This window comes from Phormidesmis sp. 146-12 (genome assembly GCF_052939495.1).
Genome location: NZ_JBJPHS010000013.1, coordinates 30,642 through 57,298, shown reverse-complemented (window position 1 = coordinate 57,298; position 26,657 = coordinate 30,642). Strand labels below are relative to the sequence as shown.

Here is a 26,657-nt window from a genome sequence, read left to right as displayed (position 1 = left end):
CATACCTGTCCAAGACGATGCATCCCTCATCCCTCATTCCTCATCCCTCATTCCTCCTCCCTCATTACAGAGGCTCCAATTCCGCCGTACTGGGCATATCGTCGTCGTCTTGAAATCGTCGGATGGGAATTTGCCCTAGATTTAGCCCTTCCATCATTTGTTTGACCTGGCTGGCGACTAAACGATCGGGGTCATTTTCTAACATCGGCAAAATTCGGATCAGCGCACTGGGAGAGGCAAGCTGTAAATAAGACAAAACCGCCTCGCGCACAAAGCCTTTGGGATGATTGAGACAGGCGAGAATCTGCTCACTGGTAAGGCTCCAACGAGACTGACGCGCCAGATGAAAGCAGCAGGCCAGCGACCAGTCTGATAAAAAGTGACGTAAATCTAGCAGATAGCGAAGGCGATTGTGCGGATTCATCGGCTCGTAGCCCACAATTCCCGCTAGACTTTGCAGCTTGTCTACATCTCGGTTGCTGTCCAAAATCGCTAACAGCGCACGTTTGCTGGGAATGTCTAAGGTGTTGTCTAAAATCTCTAAACCCTGCGCCATATTAGACTTTGAGCCAGACTGAAGGTTAAAAGAAGCCACCTGAATCGAGTTGAGCGAGTAGAGAAATTTCATCAACAAAAAGAGTCGATCTATGCCATCACTGGGAAGATCCCGCAGCGATCGCCTCAACAGATCTGCTTCCTGTCCGCGCGCCCGTTCTGGAGTCAAATCGACCAGTGCCGCATAGATCTGACCGATAAACATGATTTCCTGATCGATCAACTGCTCGACACCTCGCCGTCCCAGTCGATCCAGCACCGCCTCGATCCCTTTTTCTAAAGGAATTTTTAGCAGAATTCTCAAAATATTGCGGCGCGTTTCTCCCCAGGAGGTTTTGAGGTGGGCAATGAGAATCTCGATCGCTTCTCTGGTACCAATTTGCCCGATCGCGCTCCAGGCGTGAGAACGAACCAGATTGGGCTGGTGGACATCTTCGGCCAGACTGACCAACATCGTTAAGGCATCGTTTTCCAGCTTCACCAAGGCACTCTGGGCAGCATTGCGCGTCGATTTGTAGCTCAGACCTCTCAACAGCGACGGATAGTATTCCTCTAAGCGGGTGGCTCCGATCGCTTCCAGCACCGCACATCTCACAGGCAGCGATTTATCCTGTAACAAATTGGGGATGTAAAGCCGCAACGCCTGCAAATAAACCGCCTCACCCAGCGCCCGACAGCCCATCACCCGCTCTTGTTTGTGCTTGTGAGTCAACATTAGCCGCAACGCATTCGTCGCTTCCGCTTTTTGGGTGGGGGTGCCCTGCTTGAGCATTAGAGACGCAGCCGTGCCGCGAATGATCGGGTCGATTTGGGGATGAAGGTATGATCGCAGTTGACGAATATCCGGATTTTCATCGGTGAGCCAGATATAGCGCAGCGCGACGGCCATGACTTCGGGGGCAGGCTTTTGGGTGATCAGATCTTTGACCGAGGGCAGATGAGACAGACTGGGATGCGCGATCATCACCTCCAGGCTTTTTTGCTGCAAACTGGGCGTGAGCTTGTCTAATAAGGGAGCCAGCACTTCACCGACGTTTTTGGGATCGATCTGGCTGAGAAGCTCAATGCACGATCGCTTGTCCGCTTCGACTCCGGGCTTGTCTAGTGCCTCGATCACAGCGCGTTTGAGTTCTCGTAAGTCTACATCTGATCCGCTGAGTTGTCCCCGTCCGGCGCTAAAGACGAGTAGTTTGACGTAATCCTGTTTGAGCAAGTAGATTGCCACCCACCAGCCCACCGCCAGGAGAATCATTACCCCAAAAATCAGATTTTGCCACTGCCGCTCCGTTTCACCCTGCTCCGTCAACCAGACCAGCCAGAATAAAACAACGCCCGTGGCACCCGTGGCGATCGGTTCCGCAATGCCGCGAATATTAGCCTGGAGTCTTCCCCGCACGGCTTCGGGCACTGGCTGAAACAACACAGGACTCACACTGGCAAACAGGGTGTAGTGCAGCAGTTCGTATAAAAACTTACGCATCACCAGTCCCAAAAAGATCGGTAGGGGTGCCGACGCGACGATTTCACAAATCACGATGCCGATCGTCATTAGTACGACGACAACAGGCAGGGCCATCACCGTCTGAAACACTCCTACTGCCTCGATCACGCGACTTGAGAACAGCCATTGAGCGATCAGTTCACAAATCCCCAGCGCGCCATTGAATACGGAGAGAAAGCTGGCGATCTTCTCACTCTGGGCAGAAAATTCGGGTTGTCTTTCAAGCTGGCTGAGAAACTGAAAATCGACCAGCAACAACAGCACCTGCGCCATGATAAAAAAGACAACCAGCAGCCCGACATAGCGCCGCATCTTACCGCGAACTTCCTGACGATTTTCGACCTGGCGATCGTCTCTTCTGCGTCGAGAAGCGGGAAAGGCCTGCTGATAGGTTTGACACAGGTAAGACAAGATGCCTGCGCCAATCAGCATCATCACAAATGAGAGCAAAATGACGGTGGGAATGCCGCGATCGCGAGGCAACGCCGCCAACACAAACGGCAATGAAAAACCACTGACAATATCGGCGACCAGTACCCCACTGCTGATCAAGGGATACGTCCGCTTAATTTCTCGAATGTTAAAAAGCTGATTGGCGGTGATTGACGCATTCAGGTCATTCAAGACATAAATCGCCTCTAGCCACAGTCGCAGCAACAATACCGTCGTTTTGAGAACGATAATGCCACTAATCGCCGCACCCGCCGGAAAACTCAGCCCAAACTGCAACAACAACAACGGTAACGCCATCAACAGCGCAATCAGGACAATGACTCGCCTCAGTGACAAATATTTTTGTAGCCACGAATAAAGAAAGCCTAGCCCGACGCTAATTCCAGAACTGGCAATGTAGATGATCGGCAGATTGGCTGCACCATACTGTTCGAGAAAGAGTCCAACGGCGCTGGCTTCGAGCCACATCAGACCGATCGCCGTGGTGGTATAGAACGCAAACATGAGCAACGTGCGTTCGCTTTCTTCTGGACGAAGATTAATCCATCGTAGAAATTTTCGTCCTACCCCATCTCTGGCGTATTGCTGGTCGATCAGTTCCATGTAGCGTTTTGTCCCGTACCGTGTATTCGATGCGCCCCTGTCAAGTGTTTACAGTTTGCCTCAGTATGCGGAGATTAAACAGGCCATGATCTTTAAAGTCTTTAACTTAGTAAGCGGGGTAGTCCCGCAATTTTACGCAGAGATCGCCCCCTACTTGCCCATAAGATTTCCAGATTGGGGAGATTTCTTGCTTGTTACACAAGTTCTGCCTTTAAAAATTTACCCGTTCTATACAAATGGCGATCGCCGATTCAACTTCTATTTTGTCTCTGATTGCAGATTTAGACTGCCAGATTTCTCACAAAAGCGTCTTACATTCAGAGTGGAGTGGGTAGACCATTCAGAGTTTGGAGAAGTACGATTGCAGAAATCAAATCGTGTGTGGTGTAAGAGGAGTCTGTCATGTTGAGTTGGGATCAAAGTTCCAGCATTGCTCTAATGCAGCGAGAGCGGGCCTGGGTTGAGATTGATTTGGTCGCGCTTTCACAGAATATTCAGCAAATTCGCGGATTGCTGGCGGCGCAGACGGATCTGATGGCCGTCGTCAAAGCCGATGCGTATGGACACGGAGCCGTCACCGTCGCTCAAACCGTTTTGCAAAGTGGGGCCACCTGGCTGGGAGTCGCAACCATTCCCGAAGGGATCGAGCTGCGAGAAGCGGGCATCAACGCTCCGATTTTACTCATGGGCGCAACGCATACAGCCGAACAGATTCGAGCGATCGCTCACTGGCAGCTTCAACCCACCCTGTGTACGCCCAAGCAGGCCCTCGTGTTTGCCGAAGCGATGAGTCACCTGTCGCGATCGCCGCTTCCCGTTCACATCAAGTTAGATACGGGCATGTCTCGATTAGGCACTCCGTGGCAACAGTCAGTTGAATTTGTGCAGTTGGTACAGCGATTACCCAACTTGGCGATCGCCAGCATCTATTCTCATTTAGCCACGGCTGACGACCCTGATCCCACGATCATGCGGCAACAACAACAGCGCTACGAAACTGCCATTCAAGCCTGTGGATTTTCACCTGCGCCCAATCCTCATCGCCCTCGTCTACATCTCGCCAACTCAGCAGCCACGTTGACCGATGCCAATCTGCACTATGACCTGGTGAGAACGGGACTGGTCATCTATGGACTTTATCCCGCAGACCATTTAAGAGGTCAGATTGATCTCAAGCCTGTAATGCAAGTAAAAGCGCGAGTCACCCAGGTCAAAACCATCCAGCCAGGAACCGGAGTGAGCTACGGGCATCGATTCGTCGCTGACAAAGAAACGCAAATTGCTGTAGTCGGAATTGGTTACGCAGATGGCATTCCTCGCAATCTTTCTAATCAATTGACAGTATTGGTTCGAGGTCAACGGGTGCCCCAAATCGGCTCGATCACGATGGATCAGATTATGTTGGATGTGAGCAGCATTCCCGCTCTACAAGAAGGCGAAGTCGTGACGCTATTGGGTCAAGATGGCAACCAGCAGATTTTGGCGGACGATTGGGCCAAGACTCTCGGCACCATTTCCTGGGAGATTCTCTGTAGTTTTAAGCATCGCCTTCCCCGTGTCGCCGTCGGCAACCCCTTTCTCCAGCGATCGACCTCCGAGATAAGTGACCCCTCGCGAGTTACTCAAAGCGATCGATCTCGATAATGGGCTTTTTCGCTTTGATGCCGAAGCCTTCTGCCCCCAAGCTGCCAATTCTAGAAGACTTTAAACCAGCCCTCCCTCCTCCCTCCTCCCTCCCGATCGCCGCCGTTCTAAGCTAATCTGATCTTGTAAAAATTACTCTCTTGGGAGCGCCTCTGTGGAACGGACATTTCTAGCAATCAAGCCCGACGGTGTGCAACGCAAGCTGATTAGCGAAATCATTGGTCGCTTTGAGACAAAAGGCTTTACCCTCGTCGGCCTCAAGTTTATGAACGTCAGCCGCGAACTCGCAGAACAGCACTATGGAGTGCATAAAGAACGTCCCTTTTTTGGCAGCCTGGTTGAATTCATTACCTCTGGCCCGGTCGTCGCGATGGTCTGGGAAGGCGATGGTGTGATTGCGGCTGCAAGAAAAGTGATCGGCGCAACCAATCCGCTCACGGCTGAACCGGGCACAATTCGGGGTGACTATGGCGCAAACATTGGTCGCAACCTGATTCATGGATCGGATGCGCCCGAAACGGCCGAGAGTGAGATTGCGCTATGGTTTGAACCAGAAGAACTCGTGAACTGGCAGCCAACGATCCTTTCCTGGATCTACGAGTAATCTGATTGGGGAGAACCTCAATTTAGTCTGGAGAACCTCAATTTAATTTGGCGTTGCAGAGTGGCGATCGATGAAGAGTTCAAATAAGTGTTCAAATAAGTGTTCAAACAAACGTTCAAACTCGTCATTCTGCATTTCTCAATCTTGCCAAAACTGGGCTGAGAGCAGCGTCTCCACACTGCGATCGCACCCCCATTCATCAGGAAATCTAGTCTTGCGATACGTTCTTTGCACCTCGGCTAACGCATCCTGGTAAGCGTCGGCAAAAATTTCGTCAATGTAGCAAATTAAACTCGGTGAATCTTCGATCAGCCACTTGAGTCGTTTGCGCTGGTCGGCGATCGTTCGTTCCCACGCGCTATTTTTACTACTGCTATCCACAAAGACTCGCTTGAGAAGATGAACTAGAAGGCAGTCTAATCGGCTCCTGAGTTCTCGCTTTTCGGTGCGTCCCAGAGCGGAGAGTTCATCAATCATATGGGGAATATCTACCTGATCAAACGCTTCGTTCTTCAAGCTGGCGGCTGTTTGCTCAATCCATAAAGCAAAATCTTCTTCGTAGAGAGAAATCTGAAACTGAGGTTGCGACATTTCAGGTAAATATACTGAGATTTGGCCACCGATCTTAGGTTCACGCTCGGTCAAGGGAGATCAGCTAATTGGCGCAAGATCCAGTAAGATTTTTGAACATTGCGTAAAGAAGGTCGATCGCTCGTGTTAGCAGCTTTACTGTACGGTCAAGAAGACCTGAGATTGGAGACTGTTCCTGATCCCACGCCTGCACCGGGAGAAGTGATCCTGCAAGTCGGAGCCGCGACTACCTGCGGAACGGATCTCAAGGTTTGGCGACGAGGCGGACATGCCAAAATGCTCAAGCCACCCACGTTGTTTGGTCATGAAGCGGCTGGGAAAATCGTCGCGCTAGGAGACGGCGTATCGGGCTGGCAGGTGGGCGATCGCGTCGTTGCCAACAATTCGGCTCCCTGTCTCAAGTGCTTTTTTTGCCAGCGCCAAGACTATTCTCTCTGCACCGATCTGACCTTCAACAATGGCACCTTTGCCAAGTATTTGAAAATTCCTGCTCCGATCGTTCAGCAAAATCTTTTAGCCATTCCAGACAATCTCTCTGATGCGATGGCCGCGATGACTGAACCGTTAGCTTGCGTGCTGCATGGAGTCGCTCGATCGAATGCCAAATCCGGCGATCGAGTTGTTTTGTTAGGAGATGGAGCGATCGGTCTGATGTTTGTGGCGGCTCTCGCTCAACGGACTGAAGTCTTTGTGTTTGGCGGTAGCGATCCTCGATTGCAGATTGCCGAAAAGTTTGGAGCCGCAAAAACTTTCAATTATCGACAGGTGCCCGATGTGCCGAGTCTGGTGCGAGATCTGACCGACGGCTGGGGCGCTGATATTGTGATCGAGGCGACGGGCGTTCCGGCTGCGTGGGAGACGGCGATCGCTTGTGCGCGTCCGGGATCTACCGTGAATCTGTTTGGAGGCTGTCCTCGCGACACAACAATTACCGTCAATACCGAACAACTCCACTACAATGAACTGACCTTAAAAGGGGTGTTTCACAATACGCCAGAGTTTGTGCGATCGGCGCTGGCCCTGATTGCGAGTGAGACGATTCCGTTTGAGCTTTTGATCAGCGATCGCCAACCACTTCAAAATTTAGAACAGGTGTTTCAAGACATGAAAGCGAGAAAAGTGGTGAAGGTGGCGATCGAGCCGTAGGGATGAGGGATGGGGGATAAGGGATGAGGGATGAGGGATGAGGGATGAGGGATGAGGGATGAGGGATGAGGGATGAAAGGTTGATTTGTCTTGAGTCTCGAAATGGGGAAAGTGATGACTTGTTGTGGTGGAGTTTTTATGAAGGTCGATCGATTGAAATCTGTGGTGTGGGCGATCGTGCTGTTGGGTTTGGTGGCCGCTCCCGCGAGGGCACTACCGGGACAGACGACGGATGAGGTGGCCGCCTGGATTAAGGCCAATCCGACTTTGCGACCGGGGCGAGGCGAAAAATTTTTGATCACCAAAAGCGCTTCGGCAGCTCAACGATTTACCTTTGAAGCGTCACTGCTTCCGCCTGGCAGGATTAAGTCTTCTCCTAACGCCAGAATCATTCGCAGTCAGCGGCTGACGATCTTTGACATGCTAAATGGCGTAACTCAAAATCGGCTTCAGGAATCTCTGAGAGCGATCTATGGATTGGAGGTTTTTCAGGACTACGATCGCGCCCAACCGATCTATTCCTACCCCAGCGAAACTGCAATCCAGCAGGCCGTCGCTCAAAAAAATCCGCTCCTCGCCGCCCTTCAGGGAGAACTTCGCAAAGGAAGCCGCTACGCCTATTGGCTAGAAATTGCCCAAACCCCAGAGGGACTGGCTTATTCGGGACGGCTGACCGTTTTTCTCAGAGACGACGTAGACAAACTCGAAGCAGAACTGAGAAACCGATAACCGTTTTGGGTCTTAAAGTTAACGCAGATTGAATGAAGTTCTGCGCTTCGAGATACCGCCAAGGGGTCGTCAATTCAAAAAACCCTCCAGCCATGAGGAACTTTGAATTAGAAGTCTTGTCCAAAAGTCCCTCAGAGTTGGCAGCTTGGGGCACAAAAGACGAAACATCGAAGCGAAACAACTTCATCAAATTTACTTTTGTTTAGATTTTCTAAAAATTCGCACTGAGCTAGAAATCTGATTCAGCCCTAAAATTCAGACTCGACCCTCAAAAGATCACTAGATGGGAGAACGATCGCTGTGAAATTGCGCCAACTGATCCCTTTTTTAGATACCACTGCGGCAGATTGGGCCTTTGAAGCTCGAATTTTGCGATGGTTGACCTTTCTCTGGCTGTTTGTGGGGTTGGCGGTGATGTTTTCGGCTTCCTATCCGGTGGGCGATGCAGAGTATGGAGACGGACTGTACTACGTAAAGCGGCAGATGTTGGCGATCGCCATCGGTATGATTGGCTTCAACGTGCTGGTGCATGTGCCCCTTCGATATGTTTTGGGCGTTGCCGATTGGCTGCTGCTGATTTTTTTGGGGGGCATTGTCGTGACGCTGCTGCCTGGAGTCGGAACGTCGGTCAATGGCGGAGCACGCTGGATTCCGCTGGGGCCCTTTCTCATGCAGCCATCAGAATTGATCAAACCCTTTCTGATTTTGCAAGGAGCGCGGATTTTTGGACAGTGGGAGCGGCTTTCTTGGGCAGTGCGCTTGACCTGGATCAGCATTTTCTGCGTGCTGCTGGTGGGGATCTTACTTCAGCCAAACTTGAGCACAACGGCGCTCTGTGGCATGACGCTATGGCTGATTGCGCTGGCGGCGGGGTTGCCTTACCTCTATTTGAGTGGCACAGCGGGAGCGGGAGTGCTCTTGGCAATGGTGAGCGTGACGTTTCGAGAATACCAGCGCAAACGGATCATGTCGTTTCTCAATCCGTGGGCTGACCCGATGCGAGACGGCTATCAGTTGATTCAAAGTCTGTATGCGGTTGGGTCTGGCGGCACGTTTGGTACGGGGTTTGGCTTATCTCAGCAAAAATTGTTCTATCTACCGATCCAATACACTGACTTTATTTATGCTGTGTTTGCCGAAGAATTTGGCTTGATTGGCGGCATTTTGCTGATGGGACTGCTGCTCACCTATGCGACGTTTGCTCTCATGGTGGCTCGAAAAGCGCGATCGATCGTGCATAGACTGGTGGCGATCGGGGTGATGGTGCTGATGGTCGGTCAATCGCTGTTGAATATTGCCGTAGCCACGGGAGCTTTACCCACAACAGGTTTACCGTTTCCCCTGTTTAGCTATGGTGGCAGTTCGATGATTGCCAGTTTGCTCTCGGCGGCGTTGTTGATTCGAGTCGCACGAGAAAGCAGTGAAGCGGAAGTGGTGTCTTTGCCGCGTCCTGCTTCTAAAACGATTCCATTTCCTAAAAAGGCTGAGCGATCGCGGCGAGCTCAGTGAGGAGTGAGGAGTGAGGAGTGAGGAGTGAGGCGGACGGTAGAATGAGAGTAATTTACTAAACCGTCGATCGTTCCAATTCAACTAGTCCACTTTCTGCAAAAATTCCTGTCTCAAAGTCCCCCAGAATTGGCAGCTTGGGGGGCAGAAGACTTCAGCACCGAAGCAAAGAAATTTCTGCAATCCGCTCCTCCCACACTTCTACACCCGGCTCCCATGTTAGATATTCAAACCCAACTTTACGAGCTATCTCAGTTTGCCAACACGATCGTCTCAAATCAGTTAAATCATATAACTCCCGTGAGCATTGGCATCATCTTTGGGGCGGGGTTGCTCACCAGTCTGACTCCTTGTACGCTGTCCATGTTGCCTATTACGATCGGGTACATCGGCGGCTACGAAACCAAAAGTCGGCTTCAGGCAGCTACCCAGTCACTCTGGTTTTCATTCGGTCTGGCAACGACGCTGGCAGGTCTGGGAATTTTTGCCACAGTCGTTGGGCAGGTGTATGGCCAGATTGGCATCGGTCTCCCGATCGCCGTCAGTCTTGTCGCGATTATCATGGGCTTAAATTTGCTGAATGCGCTGCCGTTGAGATTGCCCTCGATCGGAGCCACCGACTGGATTTCTGAAGAGCTGCCCAAAGGGGTGCGATCGTACTTAATCGGCTTGACGTTCGGTTTGGTCGCGTCCCCCTGTAGCACTCCCGTTTTAGCCACCCTGCTCACCTGGATTGCGACGACAAAAGATCCCGTTCTAGGTGGAAGCTTACTGCTTTGCTACACAGTGGGATACGTTGCGCCCTTAGTGTTAGCGGGAACCTTCACCGCTTCTATCAAAAAAATCTTGGAACTGCGAAAATGGTCAGGCTGGATCAATCCCGTTAGTGGGGCGCTGCTGGTCGGATTCGGCGTTTTTTCCCTACTTTCTAGAATAGACTTCTTCTCATAAAATTCTTCTCATAAAAATGACGACAGAAACTTCCTTTTTCACCAAGCTATCGGGGCCGCCCAGACGCTACTTCAAAAAAGAACTGTTGCCGCTGTTAGCAGATTTGAGGTTAGCGATCGCCTTGCTGTTAGCGATCGCGGTCTTCAGCATTGCAGGCACCGTGATCGAGCAGGGACAATCCCTGGAATTTTACCAATCAAACTACCCCGAACACCCCGCCCTGTTTGGCTTCTTGACCTGGAAAGTACTGCTCACGGCCGGCTTTGATCACGTCTATCGCACCTGGTGGTATTTGGCGCTGTTGATTTTGTTTGGCTCTAGTTTGACAGCCTGTACTTTTGTGCGCCAGCTACCCGCCCTGAGATGGTTTACTCGCAACACCAGCAAGTTTTACACACAGCCCCGCCAATTCAGCAAGTTTGCCCTGAGTGCCGAATTTGAAGGAACATTGAGCAATCGTGCCCTTCAGCTATTAGAAAAAAACCGCTATCGAGTCTGGCAAGACGGAGACAAATTTTATGCTCGCAAAGGCATCATTGGGCGGATTGGGCCGATCATTGTCCACATTAGTATGATGCTGATTCTCATCGGGGGCATCGTTGGCGCAATGACGGGCTTTATTGCTCAAGAAGTTGTCCCTAGTGGCGGCACTTTTATGATCAAAAACATCGTCGATGCGGGCCCCTGGGCAGAGCCACAGTTTCCTAAAGATTGGGCCGTTAAAGTCAATCGCTTCTGGATCGACTACTTACCCACAGGCGAAATCGATCAGTTTTACTCCGATCTTTCAGTCTTGGACAACGACGGTAAGGAAGTCGATCGCAAAACCATTCACGTCAATCAACCCCTCAAACACAATGGCGTAACACTCTATCAAGCAGACTGGGCCATCTCCGCCGTCCAGGTCAAAATTAACAAAAGTCCGATTCTACAATTTCCCATGGCCAAGCTCGACGCAGTTGGCAGCCGAATTTGGGGCACCTGGATTCCGATTAAACCGGATCTCAGCGATGGTATTTCTCTCGTAGCTAGAGATCTACAGGGGCTACTACTCGTCTACGACACAGACGGCAAGCTGCTTTCTACCGTTCGCAAAGGCATGTCTGTCGAGGTCAAAGGCGTTACTCTGGCGATCGCTGACATCATCGGTAGCACTGGACTCCAAATCAAAGCCGACCCTGGCGTGCCGATCGTCTATCTAGGATTTGGCTTGTTGATGATTAGCACGATGATGAGCTATGTGTCTCACTCCCAAATTTGGGGCTTACAAAAAGACGGCAAATTCTACATCGGGGGCAGCACCAACCGCGCTCAGGTGATTTTTGAGCAAGAATTTCTCGCAATTTTGGATCAGCTTGAACCCCAGGAAACTCTTCCAGAAGCTGAGTTAGCCAAGGTGTAAAGCAGCGATCGTCTTAGAAGGACTGGAATTTAACTGGTTGGTTTAGGGCGATCGTTTTTTTGTGGCTCAACTTTAGAGTGATGACCTCCCAAACCCTTTGAGGGCGGCCTACAATCTGATAGAATACAGGATGTGCTGGTGTAGCTCAGTTGGTAGAGCAGCTGATTTGTAATCAGCCGGTCGCAAGTTCGAGTCTTGTCACCAGCTTTCAAGAAAATCAACCGTTTCGCCTATGAGATAAGCCTTTCAGGACTTGATTTCAGCCAGTCCTGTTTTTTTGCGTCGGGTATTGTTGGGTCTTTTTCAACGAGGTTGGGGTAAAGATTGGGGTAAAGATCTCTGTATAGAATTTTTGCTGGCTGTAATATACCTTGTGAGGGGATAGACTTTGCTTTCTTGAAAGATTGGAATTGCAAGGTTAGCAATGAGTCTAATTCTGGTTTATGAGTCGTATGACACTGGTTGAGACAAGAAGTGATTGCCTCCTTGAAAGCATTGAAGTCAGCATAGTAAATCGAATATAAACACTGCTTTTTGACGAATTTCCATAGGCGCTCAATCAAGTTCAGATTGGGAGAGTACGCTGTCAGATACAGCAGTTCGATGTTCAAAGCTTGAGCCACCTCCATCACCAACGTACACTTTTGATACCGAGCATTGTCCAACACCAGAGTGATCGGGATACTCAACCCCAAGGCGGCTAATTTATGGAGTAACTCACAAACACTCTGAGCATTGATGTAAGTTTCGTTGGTGACGGTGATCAGTTCATGAGTGACCGCATTGAGGGCACCGAGGACATTAAAGCGTTGCCGTCCTGAACCCGTTTTGACAAACAAGCGTTCAAAGCACCACAAAAAGCCAAGATAAGCACCCAGAACAAAATGCGCCGCATCGACAAAGAAAGCGGCTCGCTTACCTGCTTTTGCCTCCTCCAACCGGGGTTCTAGTTTTTTTTAGAAATTCCGCTTGGGCTTCGGGATCGGCTTTTGCAGGCAGCACGCCGACCCGACGGCAACTCATCCCCATTCCTTTGAGGAAGCGGCGCACTTGCTCCCGACTGCGAACCATGCCAGTCATCTCCTCAATCTTGGCTGCCGCTTGTGCCAACGTTTTCGGAGGATGGACTCGAAAGTATGCCTCCAAACTCTCCTGATGCTGTTTCAGTTCGCTCTGCGGTCGATAGAAGGTGATTTCTTTGAGTTGGGCGATCCCGCCAGTTTGGTAATCCCGAAAATAACTCAACAACGTTGGTTCCGTAACCCGAATCAATTGGGCAATCTCCCAATGCGGGTAGCCCTGATTTTTGAGATACAACGCTTCCATCTTTCGTTGGACACGCGGATGGGGATGATGAAAGCGTTCGTAATGCAGTTGTTCAATGTCCTCAGTCGTGAAGGTCAGTTGAATCAAGGCTTTCACAAGGCTAGACGGCTTCCTGATTTTCACCCACCTGGAAAACCAAAATCAATAGCCCGTCAGAGTATAGCTGACAGAAAAATTACTTTCCAGTTTCCTGCAACTCCAGACAGGGCAAACGCATGAAAATTGTTGATCCTTTCAGATTAAGGATTTCAGCCTCTAAGCATTTCTGCCCATGAGATCTGGAAGCCTTGCAGGGTAGTCACCCAATTTTTTTATGCGTTTGCCCTGCAACTCCAGATTGCGCGGCTGGAATGACAATTAACCCAGCGATGACAGCCAGCAGAGCAAAAACTAATCCCACAGATCTCAGGAACATCGCCATAAATATAAGCTCTTTGGCAGTAGATTGTGTAAATTCAGACTACGCAGAATACCTGCAACTATGATGAAACTATTATTACATAAACAAATTGAAGCGGCATAACGTGAAGTTCAGCGGCGGCTAGTAACCTTGGCATCCCCACCGATTATTTTCATTCCGCCGCTGCAACGATTTGTTATCCCGCGCAGCTTCTCAGCACATTTTAAGCATCTGTATGAGTTTCGACAGCATCTTTTGACCAGAGTTTTTGCTTAAACGATTTAAGAAAGATACGAGTATCAGATAACAGTGATAGAGCTTCTTGGAGACCCTCATTCGTGCTATTTACATGTTGACTATCATGACTAGCTATTTCTTGTGCTTGCCGCATGGCAGAAATAGAGGCTGCAATGGCTTGCTGGTAAACCTCTGTGACACGGGTTTCGATTTTTTGGGCAATGTTATCATAGAGCAATCGTACCTCTTGAGCCACCGTTTGGCGTAGTTGATGAAGACTATCTTTCAGTCGTCTAACATACTGACTGGCTTGACGTAACTCCTGTAGATCTTTGGCTTGTCGCAGTAGCAAATGTCCTGCAAGCTCAAAGATCCCATCCGAACCACTTAGTTCCAGTAACAAATTAAAGGTATCAAGATTTGTCCAAGGCAAGTCGCCAAAGGTGGCTTGAGCTACATCAAGATTGAATAAATCACTGTTAGAAAGACTTTGGAATTCATCCGTCATTAGCTTGAGTGTTTTGTCAACGCTTTCAGCAATACACGGAGAATGGGTATCTATGCATTGACTCACTGCTGTACGGAGAGCATCTGTCAGAAAAAAGTGAAAATGCTTCTGCACTTCTTTCAGGTCGAATTGAGGAATAGCCACAATTGCCTCACGTTCCAAGCGGGTTATAAAGATGTTCATCCAAGCTAGAGCTTCTTCGCAGAGCAAGTCAATATTGTGATGTATTTGCTGTTTGTGTTGATCTAGTCGTGCATAGAGATCAGAAGTAGTATTCTCACACTGTCGAATCGCTTCATTGAGTCGCTGCTGATCCGACTGCATCGCATTTTTGATTAGTAGCATACTTGTTTCAAAGCTATATAGCATTTGATCCATTAGGTCAGTGGCGCGATCTAATTGAATCAGATCTTTGTTTAATAGGATCGAGTTATATATACAGTTGCGAAATAACTGAAACTCTTCTTCTAATGCTGCTGCGCGACTAGGGTTTGGACGCTCCAGACTCTGAAGACGGCAAAACTCATCTAAGGCACTAAGCCCAAACGTATTGGCATTAGGAAATGAGCTAGAAATTTGCTGACGTGTTCGGCTCATCAATCGTTGGGCTTCGATCTCACTAATTTCATCCAAACGATTGACAACAAAAAATACTTTGGGAAAGTCCTGTGGCAGCACAGAACATTTAAGAAATGCTCGTTCTGACTCAGATAATGCGGCTGGCGCGAACATTACGTAAATTAGTACATCAGCCTGCGAAAGGTAGGCATGTACCTGCTTGTCGAACCGCTTCATGATATCGCCTGTTCCAGGTGTATCCACTAGACGCAGTCCTTTTAACCATTCGGCTGGTGCTTCAATGTATAAATGACTAATAGGCTTTGGTAATGCTTTTAGGATAGGTAATAGGCGTTCAGAGGACAGGTGATCTGGCTGGAGTTCGACACGCCCTCCATCTACCAAACAGGCTTCAACTCGAAGAGAATCCCCATGCTGAATTACGTTAATTGTTACTGTCTCTGATGTGACTGCGGTTGAAACAACTTGGGAGCCTAATAAAGCATTAATAAGAGTAGACTTACCTCGTTTGAAATCTCCCACAACTACTAATGAGAAATCTGAGTCTAACCGTGTCTGAATTTGTTTTTCTTGTGCTCGAAGCTGACGGATTAAGTCACGCCCTAGCACGTTGCGAATTTTTTCGGTTTCCGCCCAATCTGAAAAATCGTCTAGTCCAACGAGAAATTCCTGTGCAAGTTGCTCAAGATTGTAGTGAAAGTCCGTCGGTAGATCAGGGGATAAAATTGGTGTCTGTATGCTCAGCAATTCATCAAACTCGGATACGGCTCGTTGCCTCTCTCTAATAACCAACTCTTGTTGATTCATCTCTAGACTCTGTGAGCTTAAGCTTCGCCTAGCTTCACTATCCTCAGAGATATTGATAGAATTGATTGATGCTAAATTAGAAGGAGTTGGTTGGGGTGATTCTGGAATGACAATACTTTTTTCTGCCTTGGTTTTTAGAACAGGAATTAGATGCTGTGAATGGTTGATGCTTTTTCCGCTACTGCTCAACTGAATTGAGTTGCAACCAAAGTGATAAGCAAATTCGATCGGTCGCCCAGTTCCAATCGCATCATAAAAACCAACAGAAAAATCAATCGCAGCTTTATCGCCGATCGACTGATTCATTCCAATCACATGATGGATATGAGCATTGATTGCATCTGCCTGAACCTCAGAATAACAAGCATTTAGGATTACGCATTCAACTTCATCTGAAAATAGCTTAAATAATCCTTCTAGAGCTTCTGTGCTAACTAACTGTCCAAAGTCCCCTCCGTTAGATTCTAAGACTAAACCTTCAATGCCTTCCCCATGCCCAGAAAAATGGACGATGTGTGGCTTAAATTCTAGCATTGCACGCTGTATGTCTACTGGTCTAACTGCCCACTTTTTCTCAAAGCAAAACTGCCCCGGCCTTTTCGATATTAAGCCATTCTCGATTTCTCTGACCTCTTTATCAAGGCGAAGTGGGCTGGTATTTTTGGGGTTCGCAGCTAAAAATAGAATGCGTTTTGCGTCTTCATTCATTAGGTGACCAACTTTTACGACTAATTAGTTCTCACTTTGCTATTTATAATGCTAATGATTTTCTCGCATTGCAAATCAGTTTCAAATTGACTACGTGATATTTTAGGAGCCTGTAATTCTTGTCGCCAAGCATAGAAGGTATCGCATTCAGCAAATAAAGTTAAAGCTTCCATACGCCTAGGTAGTAATGGATGGGTGCTAGCCAGCTCTAGCAACCTCACAGGAGTAGATTGTACAGTGTGAACTTGGTTGATAAATTCTTGAATATTGATGTTTTTAAGGCGTTCACCCCCACCTATGATGAGCTTGGCGAGCGCAACATTGGCTACGTTGAGATCGCCACAGCAAATTAGCCCAGCACGATCACAGGTAATTTCCGCACACCGACTCCAACGCAGAAGAAAAAGCATGATCCCCCCATGAATGGCTTTCTCAGCGGCATCCAGTAAATTTGGGAGTCCAGTTGCGACAAATTGCGCTAAAAACGTTCTGACTAAGGCATTGGTCATTAACTCTACAGCCGTGTTATACACACCATGCAGATTATGAATATGTCCACATTCGTGTCCAATAACAAACTTCAGCTCTTCCAATTCCAAGCTCTCTGCAATGCCACTCGACAAAATGATCATCGGCGTAACATCATTTGTTGCAATCGTACAAGCGTATCCTTCCAAAGCTGAGCAAATAAAAATTTGCGGAATACCAATTCCTAAACGATGAGCACACTCCTCACCGATGGCATAAATTTCAGGGTATTGACGAGGACTTACCGCAATACTCTGCATCTGCTGAATTTGCTTCTGAATTGGAACTGCAAAAGATACTATTGTCTGGGTCAGTGCTCGAATAGGACCAATAGAGGAAATTTGTTTTTGCAGTGATCGATCAAGCGAAAAAGAGTAGTCGGGAACGCCACTTGCAAGATGTACAGATAGCTCTTGCTGCCGTCGCTTTAAATAGGCTCCAAAATCCAGGCTAACAGCTTGGGTGGGATTGGATAGATCAGGTTGTGAGTGGGCAATCATTTTCATCTCCTCCCTTATACGCTTAAAATTTCAACCAATTCATCTGAAAGCCGTTGAGCATTTCCCAAGATGCGTTCGGTCTCTGCCCGAATTTCATCCAATTCACGACGCTCAGTCTCAGTTTGCATCAAGTCACTTCCCCGCTTACGGCTAGTTTCTGACAAGGTGCTTTGGGTGTTATCAAGTAGTGCTTCAACTTCTTGATTAAGGGTTTGCTTGAGGCTTGCAAAAGTTTGAGAAATTTGCTCATCAACCTGTTGGTGAATAGGGTTAGATTTCAGTTGCTTCTCAATCTCTTTGAGAACTTTTTCTTTATAGTTAGTCTTAAATGCGTCAACTCGCTCGCTTGAAAAGACTACGTCTGTTAACCATCCCCCCGTAAAAATAGAAACAACACCAAGTGCCAATATCGCAGGCCAAACAAGAGGTAATCCCAATAAAGCAAACACTACTCCACCGCCAAGAGCCGTAGCAACACTGCCTGCTGCACCAATAGCTGCGCCTTTGACTCCTGCCTTCTTATAGCCTGACCAGATACCACCAAAGCCAGTAAAGACTGAGACGGCAGCAGCAATTGCCTCCCCACCACCACTAACTTTACGATTAGCATCTGCATCAATTGATAGAAAGTTCATCTCAATTTGTTTCAAAGTTTGATCGACTGACTCAGCAAAATCTTTCAATCGGTCAACTTCACGCTCTAAGCCCTGTTGGATCTCAGATTGAATCTTATTCGCCATTCGTTGCCCGACATTCTGAACAGCATTTGAGACTGCTTTCCCAAGTCGATCGCTAAGAGTTTTTTTATTTTTTAAATCAGTAGGTGTTACAACTGCATTATCGATTGTTTGCTCGGCTGCTTGCTTGATTTCATCTTCCAATCGATTGAGCAATGGTCGAACGTTGTATCGAACATTCTCCGTAGCTCGATCAATCAGCCTCATTTCTTCCTTTTTCTTTTCCCGTAAGGAAGCAATTTCAGTAACTGATTTCTCATAAGCAACATTGAATTCTTCCTGCCGCATTGCTAATGCGTTCTCCTGAATATTGATAGCAGCCAAAATTTCAGATCCAGAAGCGATCGCTCGATTTACTGCTACTTGTAATCTCACTGCCCCCTGTCCAGTTGTCAAAAATTCCTCTAAAGCAGCCTGGAATTCAGCGAAGCCACTTTGTACCAATGATTCTTCATCACCATTAAGCTTTGCAGCTAATGCTTTTCTCGCCGCAACACCAAAGACTTTGGGTTTGCCGATTTTCTTAGTATAGACTTTATACTCTTCTGAATCCTTGCCAAATTGTTCTTCTGCCCGATTGAAGATGTATTTTTGAAGGCGATTAACTGCACTCTCCAACAAGCGCTTTTTGTCGTCTGGGCTATCGCAGCGATCAATGGCATTGACTACGAAGATGACTCTTCCTAGATCGTTAGTTAGTAGTTTGTTCTCCAGAAAGTCTTTTTCGTACTGTGAAAATGGCACAGGAGCCATCATCACCATCACCGCAGCTTCTACCTTGGGAAGTACGGATAATGTTACGGCTGTCATGCTTGCATCATCATTCAGCCCCGGTGTGTCGATTATCTCAACATTGTCATGACGAATTGGGTAGTAAATCGTAGCTTCTTCAATCGTAGCAGCCGTTTCTTCTGATTCAGGCGTAAGTTTGGTTACATATTCCTTGAGATGATCAAGTTCCAGTTCTTCTTCGCGCCCATCTTTAAACGTAATTTTTAATTGTGGCTTGAGTCCATGAGTCACGCGATTGAGCGTAGCAGAGCAAGGCAAAATATCAGCAGGTAAAACATCTGCTCCTAAAAGAGCATTGATTAATGTACTTTTACCTCGCTTAAATTCGCCGACAACAGCAACTGAAAAAGTTTGTTCTTTCTTCATACGATCAATTGTATTAGCGATCAGACCAACGGACTCATTCAATTTCAGCTTCTCGGAACTCCTCAATAATCTCTCCAGATCAGTAATCAGTGTTATGCGGACTTGCTTCTGATCAATAAAAGAATTGAGTGACTGATTGTTCGCAGATTCCATTAGACAATTTCTCCAAAAATAATATATGTCTGAACAACAGATTGACAATAATTGCTTTGGCTTAATTCAATCGACTCAAAAAGTGGTGCGAGTCATTAAGAATTGTTTGTATTTCTGACATAAGTTGATCCAATCGATTTTGCTCGGAAGAAGTTTCCGCATCTCGCTTTCCTTGAAAATTAGAAATATTTTGCTCGATACCATCTATTATCATTTCAGTCTGTTGCCTCGCTCTACGTATAGAAGTTTTCAAGTTACTGGTCGCCAAAACGATATACTGATTTACCTTCTGATCAACATTCTGCGAACTGAGCTTTGCTTTGAGCACAGACAGGGCTTCAGGTTTATAAAACTGTTTGAACGTTTGCTTGCGACGTTGCTCCCCCAGACTTGCCCCAATTGCAGCGCCGACCGGAGCACCGAAACCGCCGAATAATGCCCCAATCGCAGCTCCTGTGACGGTATATCCCCCTTTGGCTTGCCCTTGAATAAAAAATAGATTTGAATCCACCGAAAATAGATTAGATAAACGATGCAAAGTAATTTGATTGTCAGTATTGCAATAGACAGAATCCTTAATAATCAAATCAATCCCAATTTTTAAGCATTGATCTTGAATTTGGCGAATCTGCTGATCAATAGAATTTGCAATGGTTTTGAGTCTAGCTGATTGCTTTTCAGTTTCTTGATTGGCAATTCTTGTGATGTTAGATTCGATGCTTAACGTTACTTCTTTTAATGTGTTCACCACCTGATCTGCAAAATGATTGGTGATTCCATTCAAATGGCTAGACATATCAACTGAGGTGTTATCAATCGTCTGTTCTACCGCTTGCTCAAGGCGATAGTTAAAAGAACGAAGAATTGCTGTAACCTCAGACTCGATATTTACAATTCCTCGATCAACATGCTTCCACTCTTCTCGACTCTGCTTACGCAGAGAGGAGATACTTTCAACAATACCTAGAGACTGTCTTACGAATGATTGCTGTTGTGATTGGAGAGCATTATACTGATTCTTAATAGAGTTGAGAATTTGATTGGCGGCAGCGATCGCCCCCTCTAGTGACATTTGCAACGAGATCCGCTGACGTTCTTCTGTCAGCAGATGATTTAGTGAAGTTTCAAACTCTTGGAATCTACTACGTTCTAGAAGAAGTGCATCCCCTGTGCATTTCCCTTGCAAAGCTTGCTGTGATGATAGTCCATAAATGCGAGGGCTACCCATGCGTTTCATATAGTCTCTATACTCTTCCGATTCTTCTCCAAACTGATCATTTGCCCAGTCATGGATATGTTTTTGAATTCGCTGTTTGATGCTTTGAAGGACACGGTCAACATCTTCAGAGTTTTTGAAATGATCAATTCCATTCACAACAAATAGAATATGATCAATTCCTTGTTCTAGCAGCGTATCAGTTAGAAATGTACCTTCTGATTCAGAGAAAGGTGAAATAGCCGATGTAACCATGATCACAACTTCTGTACGACGCAAAACGGATAAAGTGACTTCTGTCATAATGCCGTCATCGTTTAAACCAGGTGTATCGATAATTTCAACCCCATTGCGACAATAGTGTAAAGGGTAGTGGATTAAAGCTTCTTGCACTCTACCTGATATGGCTTCTGCGTCGGACGTTAACTTTGTGACATAGTTTTCTAGTTGTTCAATAGCTATTGACTGCTCTTGACCGTCTTTGAAACGAACGGTAGCTGACGGTGTTAATCCGAATACGACACGATTAATGGTTGAAGTTGTCGGCAGAATGTCAGAGGGTAGTATATCTTGACCCAATAAGGCATTTATAAAGGTACTCTTACCCCGCTTAAATTCACCGACGACGACGACAGATAAGGTTTGATTTTTAACCTGCGCCAAAGCATTTTCAACGTCGTCCGTCGAAAGCTCTAAGGTTTTGGCAGTGCGATATAAGTACTCTAAATTTTGAACTAGCGTAAGTATGAGTTGTCTATCCTCACCTGAAGCCTTAGCTGGCGCGGACGAATGGAGGGCAAATTCCATATGGTTACCTTTGGCGGGGCTAATAAATAGAACTAGGGATCAGTTCAATGTCTCTGCAATCATCAATCAATGAGCAGGAGCATCTTATTTTGAGGAGTTCGCTATGTTACCTGTCTGAAAACAGGTGTTACCCAAGCTTTTCCGGATACCCCGTGATTTATGTCAAACAATGATGACAAATTTTTATGATCAACTTTCTGCTGCACCCCAAAAGTAACTTTTCGGTCATGTCCCCACCGATAACTCAGCGGGATAACTATTATTTCTGCGGCTGGAACCTCTCCCAATCAGGATAAATACCTCCACGAGCAAATTATGCTGCACGGAAACCGGATAACTCCCGTTTTTTTAGGATTTATACTGAATCTGCACCCGATAACTCCCCCATTTTCAGTACTTATACCGAATGGCGCTCAGATTTTTCGATTCTAAGGTAGGAGAAAGTGAACTTTCTCGTCCCCAATGAATCAGTCATTGCGTTTAGTCGATCAAATCCGTGCCGTTGCTTGCCCGTCGTCTTCACTCGCACAGAAGCAAAAGCTGTCTTAGGACAACTTGATGGGGTGTATCACTTACTGGGAAGTTTGCTCTATGGGACGGGGACGATAATTTATATCTGTGTGTTGAGTCTCAGTGGACGGGGAGTTTGCAGTCCGTTGAATGATCTGAAGACAATACTCTCCTCAAAAATTCAGTATTCCAAAAAAACAAAAACTCTTGTAAGATATCCGCAGGTGGAGATCACGCCCCGGAAATCTGATCGCCAAATCAGACTCCGAGGACTTCCACCTAAGTTAATACCACTAACTTCGGAGGCGTTCATGATTGTACTACGTCTGCTTTGCGATGGGATCTTGAAAGGTTGGAATCAAGATCCTGCATATACTTCACACAACTGGGGAACGTTTGAGCCGTCAGCGTTCCCATCCTCTTTGCACTAAACAGAGAGGACAAAACAACATGGCCGTTAGGAGACACCTTCCTGACTCGGTTTCGTTTGGCTTTGAGTTGCAATGCTCATCCGTCAGACGCTATCGAGTCATGGTGACATTGGATTTGCAAGAGCGGTTTATCTTTATGCCTTCTGGCATTCTCTCAGACGTGATCGATTCGATGGACGAGTTTATTGAACAACTGAGTGAAGTTGCCTCGACGAAACTGGCACTTCTCAAATGGGATGGGAGCAGCGATTTAACGACTGAATACCAAATCATTCGAGTGTTGTCAGGCTATCAAGTGCAACGGTCTCTAATGAAGTTCAACATTGTCATGGGGGCTGGTTCACTCATTCACCTAGAGGAATTGCACGACAAGAAGACTATTCAACTGTAGTCAATTAAAAAGCTGGTAGTCCTCAACGGTGAGAAATCTACCAGCTTCAATCTTTTAAGTTAGGTCAGAAATGAACGATCGCCCATTCCCTATTACACTTACTTGGACTCGGTGAAATCAGCGTCAATCACATCGTCACCACTCGGAGCCGCACCCGTTGCACCCGGAACCCCTTCATCAGGGCCACCCGGAGCCGCACCGCCACCCGACTGTTGATAGAGATTGGTCGTGATGCCGTAGAGCGCTTGTTGAAGATCAGTGTTCAGGGTCTTGATTCTGTCAAAGTCCTCGGAAGCGATCGCCGCTCTCAGATCCTTGACCAGACCATCCACCTTCTCTTTGTCAGCAGGGGGAATCTTATCGCCCAACTCGCTCATTTGCTTCTCAGCCTGGTACGCCAGCGAATCTGCTTGGTTTTTCAGGTCGATACGCTCACGCCGCTCTTTGTCAGTCGAAGCGTTTTGCTCGGCATCGCGCACCATCCGTTCGACATCATCTTTGGGCAGCGTCGAAGCACCCGTGATGCTGATGGTTTGTTCTTTGCCAGTGCCCTTATCTTTTGCGCCGACGGTCAAGATGCCGTTTGCGTCAATGTCAAAAGTGACTTCGATTTGAGGAACGCCACGAGGAGCCGGAGGAATGCCATCCAATCGGAAGGTTCCCAGACTCTTGTTGTCGTTCGACATTTCCCGCTCACCTTGCAAAACGTGAATTTCCACGTTGCTTTGACCATCCACTGCGGTCGAGAAAACTTCAGACTTCTTAGTCGGAATGGTGGTGTTGCGAGGAATAATCTTGGTCATCACGCCGCCCAGGGTTTCAACCCCCAGAGAGAGCGGAGTTACATCAAGCAGCAACAGACCTTCGGTTCCCGCTTCACCCGAAAGAACACCCGCTTGAATCGCAGCACCCACTGCTACCACTTCATCCGGGTTGACGCTCTGGTTGGGATCTTTGCCCAAGACACGCTTGACGATTTCTTGAACGGCGGGAATCCGAGTCGAACCGCCCACCAGCACCACTTCGTCAATCTTGCTTTTGTCGAGCTTGGCATCGCGAAGCGCATTTTCGACGGGAATGCGGCAGCGATCGATCAGATCAGAGCAGAGTTCCTCAAATTTTTGGCGAGTCAGGGTTGTATCCAAATGCTTGGGCCCGTCTTGAGTCGCCGTGATGAAAGGCAGGTTGATGTCAGCCTGAGTCACGCTAGACAGTTCGATCTTCGCCTTCTCAGCCGCTTCGGTCAGACGTTGCAACGCTTGCTTATCTTTCCGCAAATCGATGCCTTCTGCGCGCTGAAATTCGCCAGCCAGGAAGTCTACGATCTTTTTGTCAAAGTCGTCCCCGCCCAGGTGAGTGTCTCCAGAAGTCGCCAACACTTCAAACACACCTTCGCCAATTTCGAGAACCGATACGTCAAACGTACCGCCGCCCAAGTCAAAGACGAGAATCGTTTCGTTGCTCTTCTTATCCAACCCATAAGCCAGCGATGCTGCCGTCGGCTCGTTGATAATCCGCAGCACTTCGACACCTGCGATCTTGCCAGCATCCTTAGTGGCTTGACGCTGAGAGTCATTGAAGTATGCCGGAACCGTAATCACCGCTTGAGTCACCGTTTCGCCCAGATACTTGCTGGCATCTTCGATCAGCTTTCTCAGAACTTGGGCAGAAATTTCTTCGGGAGCAAACTGCTTACCTGCCGCAGGGCAATCGATTTTCACATTGCCGTTGACAGTCAGAACTTTGTAAGAAACTTCGGTCGTTTCGTTGGTCACTTCATCAAAGCGACGACCAATAAACCGCTTGACCGAGTAGAACGTATTTTCGGGGTTCATCACCGCTTGCCGTTTGGCGATTTGACCGACTAAGCGATCGCCATTTTTCGCAAACGCAACGACAGAGGGGGTCGTACGAAATCCTTCAGCATTGGCGATTACAGTGGGCTTGCCACCCTCCATCACCGCAACGCAGGAGTTTGTAGTACCTAAGTCAATTCCAACAACTTTTGCCATATCAGTGCCTTGGCTCCATCAAATATCTTAAGCGAGTAGGGGGGTAGGGGACTGGCAAGCAGCCAGAATCGTCAAAGGGGGGCGGCCAGGACTCAAGGGTCGTCCACCGATCGCACTTCTGCAAGTCGGGTCGTCAGCGCAGTACCTTCAATGCCACCAAAGCAATCTTCAATCCCCTACCTTATATGTTGTTCACGTTCTGCCTTTCTATGAAGGCGTGTTTACCGAACCAAACCGGGGACGGTTGGGAGGGATGAGGAATGAGGGATGAGTAGAACTTCTTCGATAGGATGAACCCACCTTTCCAAATCCTAATTATCTTTCTTTCATCCTTCATCCCTCATCCCTTCTTCCTAGCCTTGCCAAACGTCGCTTGTTTCTGCGTTCTCTACTGCGTGAGGGGCTTCTGGGTCCGTTTCAGCAGGGAGGGCGGTTGTGTCTGCGCCAGTCAGATCGACCTTGACAACGGAGGGCTTGACGGCTTGGACGCGAGGCAGGGTCAGGGTCAATACACCATCTTTGAAGTCGGCTTTGACTTGATCGTTTTGCACCGCAGCCGGGAGCGGAATCACCCGCTGAAACTTGCCATAGCGGAATTCAGAGCGGAAATAGCCGTTTTCTTCGGTCTTGTTCTCGAACTTGTGTTCACCGGAGAGAGCGATCGCGTTGCGGCCAACTTGTACATCGACATCTTTAGCATCAATGCCAGGAAGTTGGGCGCGAAGCACGAATTCGGCATCATTGCTCGAAAGCTCGACAGCGGGTGTCCAAGTGGGTTCGCTGATCTTCATGGCTTCACGTAGAGGGGCAAAATCATCAAACATCCGATCGAGTTGACGGCGTACAGAGTCCATTTCTTGCCAGGGTTGCCAACGCATCATAGTCATCTTGTTTACCTTTGAGAGAGTCGCGATTGATTGGAGTGCGAGAGAAGAAGTTGAGTAGCTTGGCTCGTCTCTTCTGCATGTATCTAATGTAGAGCGTGCAACCGTTTGAGACACTGGGGCAAACCGTAATGTAACTGTTGTGGTTACCGACAAGAAGAACACGACGACCTACCGAAAGAACCGCCCAAGGAGTGAGGTTTACCATCAAGCTTGGTACGATGGAGGTGATTGTCTATGAGCGATCGTATATGGTTGGCCCGTTTATTAATCCCAAGACAGATTTTGCCTTCAAGAAAATTTTCGGTTCCAAGAAGAGCAAAGATATTTTGATCAGCTTTCTCAATGCTATTTTGCATCAGGGTGTTCCAGTCATCCAGGATGTAGAGATCCTTGATCCATACCAGGCCCCCCGGATCAAAGGAATTAAGGATTCCTATTTGGATGTGAAGGCGACGGTCACAGGCAACAAGACCGTGATCATTGAAATGCAGGTGCTAAACGTGTTGGGGTTTGATAAGCGAGTGTTGTACAACGCGGCTAAGGCGTTATCAATTCAGCTAGATGTGGGTGAGAGCTACAGTGGGCTTAATTCAGTGATTGCGCTAACGATCACAGACTTTGAGATGTTTCCAGAAAGCTCGAAGGTGATTTCTCGATACAAACTAAAAGAGCAAGACGAACTAACCGATTACAGCGACGATATTGAACTGGTGTTTGTGGAGTTGCCCAAGTTTGACAAGTCGCTGGAAGAATTGGAGACGATCGCTGACAAGTGGATCTATTTTCTCAAATCAGCCAAAGATTTACGAACGGTGCCTTCCAGTCTGGAAACCATTCCCGCAATCAATCAGGCTTTTAGAATTGCCAAGCATAGTAAATTGACGCGCAAGGAGTTAGATGTTCTGCAAAGTCAAGAGATGTTCATTCACGATAGCCACAACGCCATTCTTAAAGGAATTCAAGATGGCTTGCAGCAAGGAATACAGCAGGGGATTCAAGAAGGGGTGCAGCAGGGAATGCAACAGGGAATGCAACAGGGAATGCAACAGGGAATGCAACAGGGAATGCAACAGGGAA

The 26,657-nt window shown here is 47.7% G+C and carries 18 protein-coding genes, 1 tRNA gene and 1 pseudogene; 10 read left to right on the top strand and 10 right to left on the bottom strand.

All coding sequences use genetic code 11. From position 1 onward, the window contains the following. Positions 1–64: 64 nt before the first annotated feature. The gene (locus ACKFKF_RS08410) at positions 65–3,112 is read right to left on the bottom strand and encodes an Npt1/Npt2 family nucleotide transporter (protein WP_446867329.1); all 3,048 of its coding nucleotides are present in this window, start codon (positions 3,110–3,112) and stop codon (positions 65–67) included. Positions 3,113–3,514: 402 nt separating this feature from the next. Between ACKFKF_RS08410 and alr the strand changes: the two genes are divergently transcribed. Both alr and ndk read left to right on the top strand, forming a co-directional pair. After that, entirely contained in the window at positions 3,515–4,756 is a 1,242-nt protein-coding gene (alr, locus tag ACKFKF_RS08405) for an alanine racemase (RefSeq protein WP_446867328.1), read from the top strand. Between the two features lie 154 nt (positions 4,757–4,910). Then, complete coding sequence (ndk, locus tag ACKFKF_RS08400) at positions 4,911–5,360, top strand: nucleoside-diphosphate kinase (RefSeq protein WP_446859142.1); 450 nt, start codon at positions 4,911–4,913, stop codon at positions 5,358–5,360. Between the two features lie 138 nt (positions 5,361–5,498). Here ndk and ACKFKF_RS08395 read toward each other — a convergent pair whose 3' ends face one another. Continuing rightward, a complete protein-coding gene (locus ACKFKF_RS08395) occupies positions 5,499–5,951 on the bottom strand; it encodes a DUF29 domain-containing protein (protein WP_446867327.1) in 453 nt (150 codons plus the stop codon). Positions 5,952–6,050: 99 nt separating this feature from the next. Between ACKFKF_RS08395 and ACKFKF_RS08390 the strand changes: the two genes are divergently transcribed. From ACKFKF_RS08390 to ACKFKF_RS08365, 6 genes are all read left to right on the top strand, one after another. After that, positions 6,051–7,097 carry a zinc-dependent alcohol dehydrogenase gene (locus tag ACKFKF_RS08390; protein ID WP_446867326.1) on the top strand — a complete coding sequence of 349 codons (1,047 nt, stop codon included), beginning with the start codon at positions 6,051–6,053 and terminating at the stop codon, positions 7,095–7,097. Between the two features lie 138 nt (positions 7,098–7,235). Beyond that, a complete protein-coding gene (locus tag ACKFKF_RS08385) occupies positions 7,236–7,826 on the top strand; it encodes a hypothetical protein (protein WP_446859145.1) in 591 nt (196 codons plus the stop codon). A gap of 300 nt (positions 7,827–8,126) precedes the next feature. Further along, positions 8,127–9,335 (top strand): FtsW/RodA/SpoVE family cell cycle protein, encoded by a 1,209-nt coding sequence (locus ACKFKF_RS08380; protein ID WP_446867325.1) that lies wholly within the window; start codon positions 8,127–8,129, stop codon positions 9,333–9,335. 213 nt (positions 9,336–9,548) lie between these two features. Continuing rightward, on the top strand, positions 9,549–10,283 hold the full coding sequence (locus tag ACKFKF_RS08375; RefSeq protein WP_446867324.1) for a cytochrome c biogenesis protein CcdA: 735 nt from the start codon (positions 9,549–9,551) through the stop codon (positions 10,281–10,283). A 16-nt stretch (positions 10,284–10,299) separates the two neighbouring features. After that, a complete protein-coding gene (locus ACKFKF_RS08370; protein ID WP_446867323.1) occupies positions 10,300–11,685 on the top strand; it encodes a cytochrome c biogenesis protein in 1,386 nt (461 codons plus the stop codon). 134 nt (positions 11,686–11,819) lie between these two features. After that, positions 11,820–11,892, top strand: a tRNA-Thr gene (locus ACKFKF_RS08365). Positions 11,893–12,071: 179 nt separating this feature from the next. Here the strand turns inward: ACKFKF_RS08365 and ACKFKF_RS08360 are convergent. The 5 genes and pseudogenes from ACKFKF_RS08360 to ACKFKF_RS08340 all read right to left on the bottom strand — a co-directional run. Continuing rightward, a pseudogene (locus ACKFKF_RS08360) lies at positions 12,072–13,098 on the bottom strand (IS630 family transposase); the annotation flags it as partial. A gap of 536 nt (positions 13,099–13,634) precedes the next feature. Continuing rightward, the gene (locus ACKFKF_RS08355; RefSeq protein WP_446867322.1) at positions 13,635–16,250 is read right to left on the bottom strand and encodes a dynamin family protein; all 2,616 of its coding nucleotides are present in this window, start codon (positions 16,248–16,250) and stop codon (positions 13,635–13,637) included. Positions 16,251–16,270: 20 nt separating this feature from the next. Next, positions 16,271–17,278: a M48 family metallopeptidase gene (locus ACKFKF_RS08350; protein ID WP_446867321.1), complete on the bottom strand. Its 1,008-nt coding sequence runs from the start codon at positions 17,276–17,278 to the stop codon at positions 16,271–16,273. A gap of 14 nt (positions 17,279–17,292) precedes the next feature. Continuing rightward, on the bottom strand, positions 17,293–19,326 hold the full coding sequence (locus tag ACKFKF_RS08345) for a dynamin family protein (RefSeq protein WP_446867320.1): 2,034 nt from the start codon (positions 19,324–19,326) through the stop codon (positions 17,293–17,295). Between the two features lie 61 nt (positions 19,327–19,387). Further along, positions 19,388–21,349: a dynamin family protein gene (locus ACKFKF_RS08340; protein WP_446867319.1), complete on the bottom strand. Its 1,962-nt coding sequence runs from the start codon at positions 21,347–21,349 to the stop codon at positions 19,388–19,390. Positions 21,350–22,309: 960 nt separating this feature from the next. On the opposite strand from ACKFKF_RS08340, the gene ACKFKF_RS08335 reads away from it, so the two are divergent. Beyond that, positions 22,310–22,681 carry a hypothetical protein gene (locus ACKFKF_RS08335; protein ID WP_446867318.1) on the top strand — a complete coding sequence of 124 codons (372 nt, stop codon included), beginning with the start codon at positions 22,310–22,312 and terminating at the stop codon, positions 22,679–22,681. 98 nt (positions 22,682–22,779) lie between these two features. Here ACKFKF_RS08335 and dnaK read toward each other — a convergent pair whose 3' ends face one another. The 3 genes from dnaK to ACKFKF_RS08320 form a co-directional block, all read right to left on the bottom strand. Then, positions 22,780–24,693, bottom strand: coding sequence for a molecular chaperone DnaK (gene dnaK / locus ACKFKF_RS08330; RefSeq protein WP_446867317.1), 1,914 nt, complete (start codon positions 24,691–24,693; stop codon positions 22,780–22,782). A gap of 353 nt (positions 24,694–25,046) precedes the next feature. Beyond that, positions 25,047–25,580, bottom strand: coding sequence for an Hsp20/alpha crystallin family protein (locus ACKFKF_RS08325; RefSeq protein ID WP_446867316.1), 534 nt, complete (start codon positions 25,578–25,580; stop codon positions 25,047–25,049). Continuing rightward, positions 25,510–25,785, bottom strand: coding sequence for a hypothetical protein (locus ACKFKF_RS08320; RefSeq protein ID WP_446867315.1), 276 nt, complete (start codon positions 25,783–25,785; stop codon positions 25,510–25,512). The genes ACKFKF_RS08325 and ACKFKF_RS08320 overlap by 71 nt, the downstream gene beginning before the upstream one ends. Positions 25,786–25,798: 13 nt before the next feature. Here ACKFKF_RS08320 and ACKFKF_RS08315 point away from each other — a divergent pair. Further along, positions 25,799–26,657, top strand: an 859-nt coding sequence (locus ACKFKF_RS08315) for an Rpn family recombination-promoting nuclease/putative transposase (RefSeq protein ID WP_446867314.1), incomplete at its 3' end; no start/stop codon positions are given.

Excerpts from the sequence above, each read along its gene's own strand:
- ACKFKF_RS08350 (WP_446867321.1), bottom strand. The coding sequence starts at position 17,278 with ATGATTGCCCACTCACAACCTGATCTATCCAATCCCACCCAAGCTGTT.
- alr (WP_446867328.1), top strand. The coding sequence starts at position 3,515 with ATGTTGAGTTGGGATCAAAGTTCCAGCATTGCTCTAATGCAGCGAGAG.
- ACKFKF_RS08335 (WP_446867318.1), top strand. The coding sequence starts at position 22,310 with ATGGCCGTTAGGAGACACCTTCCTGACTCGGTTTCGTTTGGCTTTGAG.
- ACKFKF_RS08375 (WP_446867324.1), top strand. The coding sequence starts at position 9,549 with ATGTTAGATATTCAAACCCAACTTTACGAGCTATCTCAGTTTGCCAAC.
- ACKFKF_RS08370 (WP_446867323.1), top strand. The coding sequence starts at position 10,300 with ATGACGACAGAAACTTCCTTTTTCACCAAGCTATCGGGGCCGCCCAGA.
- ACKFKF_RS08345 (WP_446867320.1), bottom strand. The coding sequence starts at position 19,326 with ATGGAATCTGCGAACAATCAGTCACTCAATTCTTTTATTGATCAGAAG.
- ACKFKF_RS08410 (WP_446867329.1), bottom strand. The coding sequence starts at position 3,112 with ATGGAACTGATCGACCAGCAATACGCCAGAGATGGGGTAGGACGAAAA.
- ACKFKF_RS08355 (WP_446867322.1), bottom strand. The coding sequence starts at position 16,250 with ATGAATGAAGACGCAAAACGCATTCTATTTTTAGCTGCGAACCCCAAA.
- dnaK (WP_446867317.1), bottom strand. The coding sequence starts at position 24,693 with ATGGCAAAAGTTGTTGGAATTGACTTAGGTACTACAAACTCCTGCGTT.
- ACKFKF_RS08320 (WP_446867315.1), bottom strand. The coding sequence starts at position 25,785 with ATGGTAAACCTCACTCCTTGGGCGGTTCTTTCGGTAGGTCGTCGTGTT.
- ACKFKF_RS08325 (WP_446867316.1), bottom strand. The coding sequence starts at position 25,580 with ATGACTATGATGCGTTGGCAACCCTGGCAAGAAATGGACTCTGTACGC.
- ACKFKF_RS08385 (WP_446859145.1), top strand. The coding sequence starts at position 7,236 with ATGAAGGTCGATCGATTGAAATCTGTGGTGTGGGCGATCGTGCTGTTG.
- ACKFKF_RS08395 (WP_446867327.1), bottom strand. The coding sequence starts at position 5,951 with ATGTCGCAACCTCAGTTTCAGATTTCTCTCTACGAAGAAGATTTTGCT.
- ACKFKF_RS08340 (WP_446867319.1), bottom strand. The coding sequence starts at position 21,349 with ATGGAATTTGCCCTCCATTCGTCCGCGCCAGCTAAGGCTTCAGGTGAG.